This window comes from Verrucomicrobiia bacterium, assembly GCA_036268055.1.
In the GTDB taxonomy this organism is placed as follows: Bacteria; Verrucomicrobiota; Verrucomicrobiia; order Limisphaerales; family Pedosphaeraceae; genus DATAUW01.
In genome coordinates, this window is the sequence record DATAUW010000036.1 from 1 (window position 1) to 13290 (window position 13290).

9 protein-coding genes are annotated in these 13290 nt (G+C 57.2%); 4 read left to right on the top strand and 5 right to left on the bottom strand.

Going from position 1 to position 13290, the window contains the following annotated elements:
• Positions 1 to 346: 346 nt before the first annotated feature.
• The 3 genes from VH413_18275 (at position 347) to VH413_18285 (ending at position 2658) form a co-directional block, all read left to right on the top strand.
• Complete coding sequence (locus tag VH413_18275) at positions 347 to 1033, top strand: phosphatidylserine decarboxylase (GenBank protein HEX3800646.1); 687 nt, start codon at positions 347 to 349, stop codon at positions 1031 to 1033.
• Positions 1034 to 1043: 10 nt separating this feature from the next.
• Positions 1044 to 1901, top strand: a complete 858-nt coding sequence (pssA, locus tag VH413_18280) for a CDP-diacylglycerol--serine O-phosphatidyltransferase (GenBank protein ID HEX3800647.1) — start codon at positions 1044 to 1046, stop codon at positions 1899 to 1901.
• A gap of 82 nt (positions 1902 to 1983) precedes the next feature.
• Positions 1984 to 2658, top strand: coding sequence for a LysE family transporter (locus VH413_18285; GenBank protein HEX3800648.1), 675 nt, complete (start codon positions 1984 to 1986; stop codon positions 2656 to 2658).
• Positions 2659 to 2673: 15 nt separating this feature from the next.
• Here VH413_18285 and VH413_18290 read toward each other — a convergent pair whose 3' ends face one another.
• The 3 genes from VH413_18290 to VH413_18300 all read right to left on the bottom strand — a co-directional run bounded on the left by VH413_18290 (position 2674) and on the right by VH413_18300 (position 6894).
• Positions 2674 to 4026 (bottom strand): cytochrome c, encoded by a 1353-nt coding sequence (locus VH413_18290; GenBank protein ID HEX3800649.1) that lies wholly within the window; start codon positions 4024 to 4026, stop codon positions 2674 to 2676.
• 62 nt (positions 4027 to 4088) lie between these two features.
• Entirely contained in the window at positions 4089 to 5636 is a 1548-nt protein-coding gene (locus tag VH413_18295; GenBank protein HEX3800650.1) for an endonuclease/exonuclease/phosphatase family protein, read from the bottom strand.
• Between the two features lies 1 nt (position 5637).
• Entirely contained in the window at positions 5638 to 6894 is a 1257-nt protein-coding gene (locus VH413_18300) for a hypothetical protein (protein ID HEX3800651.1), read from the bottom strand.
• 425 nt (positions 6895 to 7319) lie between these two features.
• Between VH413_18300 and VH413_18305 the strand changes: the two genes are divergently transcribed.
• Positions 7320 to 8957 (top strand): NAD+ synthase, encoded by a 1638-nt coding sequence (locus tag VH413_18305; GenBank protein HEX3800652.1) that lies wholly within the window; start codon positions 7320 to 7322, stop codon positions 8955 to 8957.
• 14 nt (positions 8958 to 8971) lie between these two features.
• Here the strand turns inward: VH413_18305 and VH413_18310 are convergent, their stop codons facing one another.
• Complete coding sequence (locus VH413_18310) at positions 8972 to 9667, bottom strand: discoidin domain-containing protein (protein ID HEX3800653.1); 696 nt, start codon at positions 9665 to 9667, stop codon at positions 8972 to 8974.
• Positions 9668 to 10210: 543 nt separating this feature from the next.
• Positions 10211 to 12961: an immunoglobulin domain-containing protein gene (locus tag VH413_18315; GenBank protein ID HEX3800654.1), complete on the bottom strand. Its 2751-nt coding sequence runs from the start codon at positions 12959 to 12961 to the stop codon at positions 10211 to 10213.
• Positions 12962 to 13290: the final 329 nt, after the last annotated feature.

A 13290-nucleotide genomic window follows, 5' to 3' on the forward strand; every position in this document is an offset into this window, starting at 1 on the left:
CACCTTCAGCTTGCCCGCATAAAATATGAAGATTATGACCACCCTTTCAATTATAGCTGGACACGAGTGCGCTGCCGCGCAGCCGTCCCAAGTCCCGCAGGGACGCCCGACCTTAGCCCAGCCATTTATGGCTGGGTTTTAGTTCGCTTCTAATTCGAGTCCCGCAGGGACGAAAGAATTTGACGAAAATGAACACGGCGCAAGCCACGAATGATTTCAGAAATATTACTTTTGTCCCTGCGGGACCGCGCTTGCCAGTTGGAGGCCGTGCGTGGAGGCGTCCCATATCCAACCCACCGGCGAACTTTGGCTTTCCACTTTTCGCAACTGCGCCTAAGTTACCCGCATGAAACATTCGGGTAGAGCGAGCAGTGCGGCCCTTAAATTGATACTCTGGACTCTGGTTGCGCTCATCGCCATTTTTGTGATCGGCCTCATCGCCAAGTTTGTCAGTTCCATTATCGCCGCCCTGGCTGTGGCCTTGATCGTTTTATGGCTTCTGTTCGTCCTTTTCACGCTCTACTTCTTTCGCGATCCCAACCCGCGCGTGCCCGAAGGCCCCGGCCTCATCGTCGCGCCCGCCCACGGCAAGATTGATATCATTGACCAAATCAACGAGCCTTTGTTCATCGGCGGACCGTGCCAGCGCATTTCCATTTTTCTTTCGGTCTTCGATGTTCATGTGCAAAACGCCCCCGTTGCCGGGCGGCTCGGTTTCTATCGCTACACCACCGGCCAATTCCTCAACGCCCTCAAGGCCGAGTCGGCCACGCATAACGAAAATGCCCTGCTGGGTTTTCATTCCACCGAACGTCCCGGTGTAAAAATTGGCGTGCGCCTCCTCGCCGGCCTCATCGCGCGGCGCATCATTCCCTTCGCCGTCGAAGGCGATACCGTCGCGCGCGGCGAACGCATCAGCCTGATTCAATTCGGCTCGCGCACCGACCTTTACCTGCCGCTCAACGCGAAGATCAAAGTCAAGCTGGGCGACCGCGCCGTCGGCGGCGAAACCATCCTGGCCACCTTCGAATAACCCAATCTTTATGGCGACCGCCCAACTCAACCCCGAGCCCCCGCCACCCAAGCTCAAGATTTATTTCCTGCCCAACCTGCTCACCGCCGCCAATCTTTTTTGCGGCTACCTCGCGCTCACGAAAATCGTGAACGTGGACCAAAACGACATCGCTCTCGGAAAATTTCAGCAAATCTACAACGCCCTCGGCCTCATCCTGCTCGCCTGCATCTTTGATTTGTTCGATGGCCGCGTCGCGCGCATGGGCGGGCGCGAAAGCCCCTTTGGCCGCGAGTTTGATTCCCTCGCCGACCTGATTTCCTTCGGCGCGGCCCCCGCGTTTCTCATCCATCGCATCGTATTGCGATATGTTTTTCGTGACCACGAGGAAATCGGCTGGTTCATCGCGTCCATTTATTTGATCTGTGGCGCGTTCCGGCTGGCTCGCTTTAATTGCCTCGCCGTGATGGCCGGCAATAGCGGCAGCAAAGACTTCCTCGGCTTCCCGATTCCCTCGGCGGCTGGCCTCGTGGCATCCCTGACCCTGCTCATGATGAAAATCTACGACAAGGATTTCGCCAATGGCCGCTGGCAATATTTTCTTCCCGTGCTGATGCTTTTTCTCTCGTGGATGATGGTGAGCGAGGTGAAATACCCGTCCTTCAAAGGCCTCGATTTCAAGGCCACCCGAACTTTTACCAAAACCCTCATCGGCATTCTCCTCATCGGCGCGATCGTGATTCTCCAGGACAAAATCCTCGTCATCGTCCTGCCCATCTTTTTCACGGCGTATTTGATCTATGGTTTTGTGCGCCCGCACATTTCCCAAAAGATCCGCGCCGAAATCGAGGAAGAGGAAGAATCTCCGGACGACTCGACAGCCGTATGAATCACCTGCGTTTTCCGTATGAGCAACCCAACTTCTATATTGGAGATCTGACACTCTGATAGTTTCGTTCGACGTTTAATCAATGCAGGACTATCCCTCCATCGCCATCGCCTTCATCACCGGCTTTTTGAGCGGGCTGCTGCTTTCCATTCCCATCGGCCCTGTCAACCTGACCATCATCAACGAAGGCGCCCGCCGTGGATTCCGTTTTGGCGTGCTGGTCGGCCTGGGTGCTTCGACGATGGAGATCATCTACTGTTCGATCGCCTTCACCGGCTTCGCCAGTTTCTTCATGCACGGATTTGTGAAAGCCGTGATGGAAGTTTTCAGCTTCGCTTTCCTGATCGTCCTCGGCACCAAATTTCTCCTCGCTCAATCCGTCCCGCACGCCGGCGCGGTGGAGCAACGGCTGGAAAAAAGATTTCACCCTCACTCCGCCTACATGACCGGTTTCCTGCGCGTGCTGGGAAATCCCGGCGTGCTGATTTTCTGGATCATCCTCAGCGCGAATTTTGTCTCGCGAGATTGGGTTCCGCCCCAGTTGGACACCAAAACCGCCTGCATCGCCGGCGTGGCGCTCGGAACCAACCTCTGGTTCTGCTGCATCAGCCACGCGGTTTCGCGGGGCCACAAAAAATTCAGCGAACAAACCCTCCTGCGCATGGAACGCGGCTCCGGCCTCGGCCTGCTCATCCTCGGCCTCATCCACGGCTGCCAGCTCGTCTGGCAACTCACCCGCGCGCGCCATCAAATATAAAATCGGCGGAAAAAATCATTCCGCCAGCATCTTCATCACTTTTTTCGCAAGCTGCGGATCGGACTGCATTTTTTCATGCGCCATCATTCGCGCGCGTTGATTTACGTCTTGATGCAGCTTGGCTGAGTCCGCCTCGTCATGCGGCACCGCGATCAACGTGATCGTTCCCATTTCATCCTTCGATTCTTCGCCCCACGTCACCCGCACCGGCGGGATGGACGGGTTGTGCGGATTTTCCGCCGAGTTATCCCAATGGATTTCCACGTCCAGCTTCGTCCCTTGCGGCAGCGCAACCAGGTCCTTGAAATAATAACGGTCCTGCCACGCGAAATCCCAGTCCGTGATATTCAACAGCGTCTTCACGTCGCCACCGGGCAGCGTCGCCGTCATTTTCATCACCGTGGCGAGATAATGCGCGTGCGCGCCGATGCCCACACCGTCAATCGCCACCGGCAGCGTGTAAGTATCGCGAATCACAAAATCCTTTTCGCCCGGCGGAATATCGAGCCCGGAAAACAGCGAATAATGCGGCGGCATTTGGATGGATGCGAGTGTCCGCGTCGGCGGCTGCTTCGCAAAATAAAAACCGACCTGCGATTTCTCCACCTCCGGTTTGCCGTCCGGATGAAAATGATATTGCACCACGAGATCAGAACCTTTGGGCAAACGAAGCGCCAAGCCGTACGGCAACTGATGAGGTTGCGCCCCGACCGCCCAGCCGCCCAACGAAACGCTCGCGCCGCTGCGCATGCCGCTGAATCCCGGTTCGTCTCCTTGCTGCGGACGCTCATGCGCGTGCCCGTTGGGGTCGGCAAAATAAAGAACATGATGCACCACCGCGCGCGCCGAGGGCCGCATGGCAATCGCCGTAACCCACTTGTCTTCCGTCAAGCCCAGCGGCACGGGAATGTTACGATAAATATCCGGGCCGTCCGCGGGAATGTGAAAACCTTTGGGCATCTCCACAATCAAATCCGGTTCGCCCAGTTGCCAGCCCGACGTGAATTTCGGCGGCTCGGGCGCCGTGCCGGAACCTTCCGGCGTGCCCGCGGCGACCCATTCCTGGATGAGCGCGATTTGCGCATCCGTCAATCGGCGATCATCACGATATTCGTAAGAAGCCGCCTGCGCCTTCCACGGCGGCATCGTGCGCGAACCGGTGAGCTTGGCAATCATGCGCGCCTTGCGCACCGCGTCATGGTAGGACAACAATGAAAATGGCGCGGCCTCGCCCGGGCGATGGCACGACGAACAATTTTGATAAATGATCGGCGCGATGTCCGCGTTGAAAGTCGGCGCGGAATAAGCCGCGAACGGTGTCATGGCCGCCGCCAGAAAAATCGTGGCAAACAATTTTGAACTTTTCATCCTTTATCTCCAGTTTCTCCGAATTGTCGGCATCATGCGCCTGCCCGGTGCGCGGGTAAATATTAAAAATTCGCGTCCCGCTCCGAATGTTCCCGGGCGAATCGCTCCGCCTTCGCGCGTTCCTTCTCCATCTCCGTTTTGATCAACGCGATCTTCGCGCGGATCAACTCCCGGTTTTCCTCGCGCGCATTCGTCAATTCCTTCAACAGGTCGTCAATGCGCTCTTCATATTCCCGGTTGCGCTCCGCAATTTGACGTTCGATTTTCGCCAGCCGCTCGTCCACGGCCAGCACTTTCAACGCGGCGGCTTGCTGCGTCTCGAGCAACTGCGCGCGGTCCGACACCAACCGCTGCACGAACTTTTGCTTGAGCCAATGCGCGAACTGCGCGGAGACTCCCGCGCGCACGTCTTCGGGCAGCGCCATGCCGCGCGAAGCGGGCGGTGAAATTTGCAGTTGTGTTTGCGTGCCGCCATCAATGGCGATATGCACGAACGGCGGTTGCTGCGGCGCGGCCAGCAATCGGCGCGACCGGCGTCCACGCCAGCGCATCAGCAGGAAAAGCAAACCGCCGCCCGCAATAAACGCCACCGCCGGCCACAACCATTGTGGACGGTTCGCGGGAATAGTCGCCATCACCACTGGCGTTGATGCCGGTTTCACAATCGCGGAAGAATTCGTGGTGAAGCTCGACGCGGTCGGAACCACTTTGGAAACCGGCGCAGCCACCGGTGCTTGTGTGACGATTGGAGCCGCCGGCGAACCAGAATCCAAATCGCAAGTCACCGCCGCGTGTTCGGAAAGCGCAACTTGCGAAAACAGCGGCGCGCTTACCCTTCCCGCATTGCGCGTGAAAAGATAATCCACAGTGGCATCCGCCCGCTCGCGCGTTCCCGGCAGCGTGACGCGTTGTTCGCGCGGCACAGCGGCCAGCGCGTTTTCAAAACCGAAACCGGCGAGCATCGGCAAAGTTTTTTCGCGCGACGAATCCGCATCGTCCATCGCTGTGTTGAAATCTCCCGCGACCACCAGCGCATCCAGGCGATTCGTCGTCCAGTTTTGCAGCGCGGCGATCTGCTTGATCAATTCACGCGCGGATTCCTCACGCGCCGATTTTTCTGCGCCGCCGCGCAGATCGGCGTCGTTGTCGCCACTCAGTTGAATCGAAAAAATTCCCGTGTTTTTTCCGCCAACACGTATTGCCGCGAAAGCGTAGCCGCCCGGCGCGCCGTTGGTTTGCCACGGTTCCGTCCACGAGATATACGCTTTCGCGTGCGACAAAATCGCCACCTGTTTTCGCGGAGCTTTCGTGCGCGGATCGCGAAACGCCGAGCAAATCACCACTTGATACTTCTCCGGCAGTAACGCTTGCGCCAATTCATCGCACGCCTTCCAATCGGCCATTTGTTGCAGGACGATGACGTCCGGTTTTAATTTCTTGAGCGCATCGGCGGCTTCGGCGATTTGACCCGCGCGGACTTTGGGCGACCATTCATTCGTGCCACCGGAAATATTGGGACGCAGGTTCCACGTAGTGACGCGCACGGGTTCGGCGAAGGCGCTGGCCATGCCCAGCAACGCAACCGTCAAAATGGAAAATGCTCGGCGCATGCTATAATGGGTCCACCGTGATCGCCACGAGGAACGGCGCGGCCCCCGCCTGCGGCGAAACAAAATCAATCGTTTTGATTTCCACATTCGGTGCGGCGTTGTCCCACGTCGTGCTGAACAACCGCAACGACCGATGCGCCAGGGCGCTGGCCTTGTTCATGCCCGTCCACACGACATTCAATTCCTTCGTGTCTTTTTCGTTCGGAAGCGTATGCCAGTCGCGCACGTCGCGGCCATAAACGATCGGTATCTCCAACTGCATATCGTTCGACGCGAAATGCACCACGTAAGTGCCGATCTGCGTGCCGTCCGGCACTCCCGTTCCGAATGCCGTAGCTTGAAGAAAATGCAAACGCGCGCATTTTTGGTTCACGGCAATTCCCTTCACGGCGACTGGAAAATTCTTGGCGCTTTCGCCCTTGCCGGCGAGTTGAATAATCCCGCGCGCGTCGTAATCCACTCCGCCAAAAGTATGCACACCGATGGGCACTGTCGCCAAATCATTGTCCACGCGGCCAAGCCAGGCCTCGGTCAACATCGCATTATAATTAGTAGTAAGGTCAACGAGGTTGGTCTTCGCATCCGCTTCGCGCGGCGGAATGACCAGCGGCGGACGCTTGACCAACCTTGCTTCGGTGGGAGGAGACGGTTTGCTCGACGGTGGTTTGACGGGTGACGGCGAGGTCGAAAAAATTTGCTTCGAAGCCAACTCCGAAGGATCCACCTGGTTCGTCACGAGTAATTCCCATGGCCCGTGGCTTTCGTAAACGCGCCCGTCGTAAGCAAGATTAAGAATCGTATCGTGATGGCGGCAGCGAACGAGCGGCACGATCGAGCCGACCAACCCCATTTGCTGCCGCTTCCAATCGCGCCACGTTTTGGTGGGATCGCTGGGCGCGTCCTTGCCCAGCGGAACCGGGCAAAATTCATACTCGTACGACGTGGAAATTTTTGGATCAGCCAGCACCGATGCCTCCGCTTGTCCCGTGCGTTTGCAAACCGGGCAGGTCAAAACTGTGACGTCATCCAAATATTGCGGCACGAGGTCGGACAACCAGTTTGGCAATTCCTTATGGTCGGCGCGATATTTCTGAATCGCCTCGTAAATGGTTTTCAAATTGTGGATGCAGGCGATTTTTTCTTCGGTGGCCTGCTGGAGATCCTCGATTTGCGCGGACGCGGCGATGGGCAAAAGCCAGGTGAAGCATAAAACAAATGTCCACAGCGCAAGCGGAAGTTTGAAAGTCGGGCGTGCCATTTTGCAAATCAGGGTAACCAAACGAGCCCGCATTTCCAGCGTCAATTTATCCTACAGGATGGGTGCATATGTCTGAAGGCTGTTCTCGAACGGCGACTGATTGGAAACCGACTGAGAGATAAGGAGGCTAATGCCGTTTTCCCGGGGAGCACACGCGCCCTCGCGTGTCCTGATGGGCGCCCCCGCCCTTCAGTCCGGTTTTGGTTTTATCGCGATGGGCAAACAAAGATGTGGCCGGCGAGGGCGCCAGCCACGGCACGCGGGGGCGCGTGCGCTCCCCGGGAATAAATAGTCCCCATTGGCGCGGGCAGGATTAGATGCGAACGGACGGGCCTGCGAGATTTCGGGTTGTCGGAATGGGCGGGCATGGCTTAGCTTGAGCGCGATACGGTGGCGCTTCTTTCCCGAAACCCCATCGGCAACTCATGAAAGTAGCACTGGCACAAATCAACACGACGGTGGGCGACCTCGCGGGCAACGAAGCGAAAATCCTCGCCGCGTATCAGCGCGGCGTCGCGGCGGGCGTGGACCTGGTGATGTTTCCCGAATTGACGATCACTGGTTATCCGCCGCGCGACCTTTTGCTCAAGCGAAGTTTTATCGCCGGGAACCTCACCGTCCTCAATCGCCTCGCCGCCGCTTCCGGCAAGACCGCGATGCTCATCGGATTCGTCGGTGAAAATAAAAACCGTCCCGGTCGTGAAGTCGCGAACTGCACCGCGCTCTTGCAGGACGGAGGCATCGTCGCCACGCGCACAAAAATGTTGCTGCCGACATACGATGTCTTCGACGAAGATCGTTATTTTGAGCCTGCGACGGGTAATTTGCCGGTGACTTTCAACGGCCAAAAAATCGGGCTGACGATTTGCGAGGATATCTGGAACGACGAAGATTTCTGGCCGGACCGGCGTTATCAGCATAACCCTCCGGTCGAACTCGCGTCAGCGGGCTCGCGGGTGATTTTCAATATTTCGGCCTCGCCGTGGTGCGTGCACAAGGAACGCACGCGGCGCGAAATGCTGCGGCGCATGGCGCTCAAGGCGAAGTGCCCGGTGATTTTTTGCAACCAGATCGGCGGAAATGACGAACTGATTTTCGATGGCGACAGCCTGGCCTACAACGCGGCCGGAGAATTGATCGCACAGGCAAAAATGTTTACCGAAGATTTTGTCGTGGTGGACACGGACGCCACGGTTGCGGTGAAACGCGCCGAAATCTCGGACGAGGAAAATATTTATCACGCGCTCGTGCTCGGCTTGCGCGATTACCTGCACAAGTGCGGTTTCAAATCGGCGGTGCTGGGTTTGAGCGGTGGAATTGATTCGGCGCTGGTGGCGTGCCTGGCGGTCGAAGCGCTGGGCAAAGAAAATGTGCGCGGCATTTCGCTGCCTTCGCAATTTTCTTCACAGGGAAGCTTGGACGATGCGCGCATCCTCGCGGAAAAATTAGGCATTCCTTACGAAGTAATTTCGATCCAGCCTGCGTTTGAAGCCGCGAAACAGCAGTTGCAACCCGCCTTTGCCGGCTTGCGTGAAGATACGACCGAAGAAAATATCCAGGCGCGTTTGCGTGGCGTGATCCTGATGGCGCTCTCGAATAAATTCGGTTCGCTGCTGCTGACGACCGGCAACAAAAGCGAACTCGCAGTCGGTTATTGCACGCTTTACGGTGACATGTGCGGCGGGCTGGCGGTGATCAGCGACGTGCCGAAGACGATGGTCTATCGGCTGGCGCGCTGGATCAATCGCGAGCGCGAAATCATTCCTGAATCGTCCATCACCAAGGCGCCGTCGGCGGAGTTGCGCCCGAACCAGACCGACCAGGATTCATTGCCGCCTTACGAAGCGCTGGACGCGATTCTCGATGCCTATGTCGTGCAGGGAAAATCGCTTTCGGAAATCGTGAGCAGCGGCGCGGATGAAGCCACCGTCAAGCGCATCATCCGCCTGATAGATTTCAACGAATACAAACGCCGCCAGGCCGCGCCCGGTTTGAAGGTGACGAGCAAGGCGTTCGGCGTAGGCCGGCGCATCCCCATCGCGCAGAAATTTCAGATCGTGTGACCGCCGCAAATTGATTACTTCGCGGGCAAACCGTACACTTCCAGTTCCTGCCAGCAATTCATCGCGCCGTTGGTGCTGCCCTTGGTGTAACCGCGGACGTAGCGCCCCTTCGTGCCTTTGCCGTCAATGATCTTGCCCATGTGCGTCTCAAAATATTCGCGGTCAGTGCCGACGCCCTGCTGCGCGACGTTATCCTTGTCGTTGTTAAAAAGGGTGGTCACGCCGGTCTTGAATTCGGGATCATCCGAAACCTGCACAATCACGTCGTGCATCACCTGGACATAACGATGATCGTGCCACAACGCGATGGCGTAGATATTATAGTCTGCGCCGAGATCCACCTGGATCCATTGCACACCCTTTTTCATTTCGACGGCGTCGGCATCAATCGCCTCTTTCTTGCCGTCGGTGATCTGGCTCAGGGATTCGCCGGGATACGGAGCGGTGCTGCTCGTCACCGTTTTGCCGAGGGCGACATTTTTCGCGCCTTTGGGGATCATGAACACTGGCGGCTTGTCGGGAATGGGTTCGATGGTCGAGTTTTTGGGAAGATCTTCCGGCGTGCCTTTGAGCGTCGGCGCGGGCAGTGTGAGCATCAGTTGTTCCTTGGCGTCGTCAGCGCGAGCAATGGCGGGCGCGGAACAAATCACCGCGAGCAAAGCGATGCGTAAAGTGAAGGTTTTCACGCGGGTCGTAATAAAATAGTTCATAATAAATTTAATGGCTGCCCGAGCTTAAGGCATAATGCCCGGCGTTTCAAAAGCAAAATTACCGGGGGAAATTTTACTAACGGCAGCCTGTTTTCAATAGACGGACGGGAGGAAATGATTATTCAGCCACGGATGAGGGAATAAGAACGAGAATGCGAATGAAAAAATAAGCGGATGCGAATGCTTGACGCGAGAAACTTCACATCCCTGCGGACCGCGGGTCTATGACCCGCAGCAATTCACGATTAGATTGCCGCTCAAGGCTGAGTCGAAAGCGGCTTGACCGGATGGACATTGCTGGGGTCGCAGACCCGCGATCCATTCGGAATAAACACCATGCGAAAAAAATTCCGGCCCAAAAAAAATTTCCCAGCCGTGTTTGGTCCGTGTTCCATCCGTGGCTAAAAAATTTTCTGAATTCAAGTGCCGCCTTCGGACTGCCTGACGCAAGCCGGATGGAAGGCGCGCAACCAACAACGCCCTTACTTGCCACGGCAGGCAGCCAGAAGGCGGCACTGTAAATCTCTCAACGAGCTTGCGCGATTACTGCGCGGGCACAGCCCGATAATATCCCGCCGAATTTGTCGCGTTCGAATCATTGAGCGAAAGAATTCCCGTCGTTGCCAGGTTCGTGCTCAGCGGAAACCAATGGATCAAATCCGGCGACGTTTGGAGCACGTAACTTTTATTTACGGTTCCGATGAGGCGGAGTTGCGCCGTCGCGTTCGTGGGATTGAACACAAACGAATCCAATCGCATCGGCGTATTCAGGAAAATGGAGACCGGCGTGGTCACGGCCGCGCCGAGCGCATTGGTAGCGACCATTTGATACGTGCCGCATTTACCATACTGGAAATTGGTGATGGTGAGCATGACGTTGGTGGCGCCCGACAGCAGGCCGCCGTTGTGCCACCATTGGCAGCCGGGCGTCAAGTGACCCGCCGCCGCCGCCGCGAGGCTGAGCGTGGCGCCGGGCGAAACCGTCTGGCTGACGGGCTGCGCCGTGATCGTCGGCGGCACAGTCAGGTTCGCATTCAACACCACCGTTCCCGCCGTGCCGTTCACACTGTCCACCGCCACGTAATAAACCGTGTTGCTCGTCGCGGCGAAACTCACGCGGCTGTTTGTGCCGCCCTGGCCGCTACCGATGTCGCAAGCCACCGGCATCAGGCTCGCGAAGTCGTCGCCATTGCCGGTATAGACCGCGAGAATCGTATTGAAACTGCTGCCGTCGGTATCAATGACCAGCACGCCGTTGTCGGCGGCCTGCACGGAAGCCCAGGACGAATTGCCGCCCGCGTTGCCGCAATGATTGGGTTCGCCGGTCTGGGTCGCGCCGCCGTAAGTGCTGAAGACCTGCGTGCTCGAATAACCGCGCGATGTGCCGCCGGCATCACTGACAGAACGCGCGCTCGCCGGGCCGAACGAGGAAACACCGTAGGAAGCAATCGTGCCGTTTTTGCTGAAGGGCAAACCCTGCGCCTCGTTCTGCACCGCTGTATAAGCTGTCTGAAATTTATCCGCTGCGACCGCATTTGTGTTCACCGCGCCATCCAAAACACTGATCTCAAGGCTCGCGGGTTTGGACGTGATGGACTGGTTGGACTTGGTGACTTTCACGGTGTAAATGCCGACGCTCGCCACGGAAGCATTTTTCACCAGCAAGTTCGCCGAAGTCGCGCCGGAAATCGCCGCGCCATTTTGATACCACTGATAGGTTGAACCCGAGCCCGCCGTCACGGCGAACGTCGCGGTTCCGCCGGTGGTGACGATTTGATTCGCGGGCTGCGTGGAGATCTGCGGGATGGCCGCAGCGAGCGGATTGTAACTCGCCGAAATGACAATTTGTCCCGAAGCGCCATAAGCGCCGTCAATCGCAATGGCGTAAGACGTGCCGGGAGTTACATTGAAAGTCACCGAACTTGTGTAGTAACCGCCCGCATCGTCATCACTCACCACCGGGGTAAGGTTACTGAGCGTCGTGCCGGTATAAACGGCGATGACCGTATCAAAGCTGCTGCCCGCCGTGGAAATCGTGGCCGTGCCCTTGGTCAACAACAACGAAGGCGTCCACTTGAGCCAAACCGATTTGCCGCCCGGCACACCGGCATGAACCGGTTCGCCCGGCTCGCTCGTCGCGCTCACGTTGCTGCCCACGCCGCCCAGCAATCCGCCGACGATCGGCAACGCCACCAAACCCATGTCACCGCGCGAAGCAAAACTATCGCTCGCCGGAAGCGGCAACAACCCGCCGATATTGATGATAGCCCCGTCTGAAGTCAGAGCGCCGGTAAGATCGGACACCACGCAGGTGTAGAGACCGCCGTCGCCCAGATTCAAAGTCGCTTTGCTGTAGGTGGAATTCGTCGCGCCCGGAATATTTTCGCCGTTAAGCCGCCATTGATAATGCGCATTGGGCGAGCCGAGGATGCCCGTCACCAGATTCAGCAGGCCGCCGAGATTCAACAACTGCGTGATCGGTTGCAGATTGATCAGAATGGCCGAGGGAGCGGAGACGTTCAGGCTATATTGGTTAGTGGCCGCGCCGAAATTCAAATTATACTGGTCCTGGATGAAACTCGCCACGTTCGTCGCGCCGCCCACCGCATTTCCCGACGCAAAGACCGTCAACGTGGCAGATGCGCCCGCGCCCAGTGTGCCGACGTTCCAGGTGATGGTGTTGCCCGTGGGAGCGGGAGGAGTAAATTGCGTGGCCGTCGAGTAAGCATAAATGAAGCTCGCCGGAAAAACATCCTTCACCACGATTCCCGTGGCGTCGTTCGCGGACGAGTTCACCAGTTTAACCGTGAAGGCGACTTGATCACCGACCCGCACGGTGTTGGACGAAGCGCCCATCGTCAGCGCGAGACTCACGGAATTCGTGGGCGCGAATTGCAGGCTGTTCGAGAAATCGGAGACGTTGTTGCCGGAATCGGTCGCGGTGGCGAGCACGTAATCATTCAGCGGAACCGTCGGCGGAAAAGAAACGAAGAAAGTGGCGTTGCCCGATCCATCGGTTTCAACGGAGGAAGAACCAATATACGTTTTGTTGTCGGCAGGATTGCCGGTGGGGCTTTCGTAGAAATCCAACTGGAAGGCGGAATTCGCCGCCGCGTTCAAACTGCCGCGCGCCACGATGGCATTGCCGTTGGCCGTTACCGAAGTCAGCACCGGGGCGGCGGAGGCTGCCACCGACACCAATATTAATATGGCCAGCGCCATCAGGCCGCGCAGGGCGCCGGTTACAAACCGCGTGCCGGCCAATCTTTGCGTATTCTGTTCCGTTGATTTCATCCGTAGGTACATTTCTGACACGACCCCTTTCAGCAAAAAACAGACCAGCCGCTGGTTTTATCATTTCTTTTAAAAAATACTACGGAACCAACACACGCCGACAGGACACATCCGTACTATTACGAGACAAAAACAAAAGCCACTGTCTTGAACCAAGACATTTGCAGAAGACACTTGTCACACTTCGGGACACTTCAGGTCAGTTGCTTTGCTGCCGATTGTCCTACAGAGCGCGTTCCGCGAATTTCCGCAAACCTTATGGCGTGCGGAATATCCGCAATTCACCGGGGCGGCTTTGCTTGGCAGATGTTTTGCTCACGCTTGCTTTG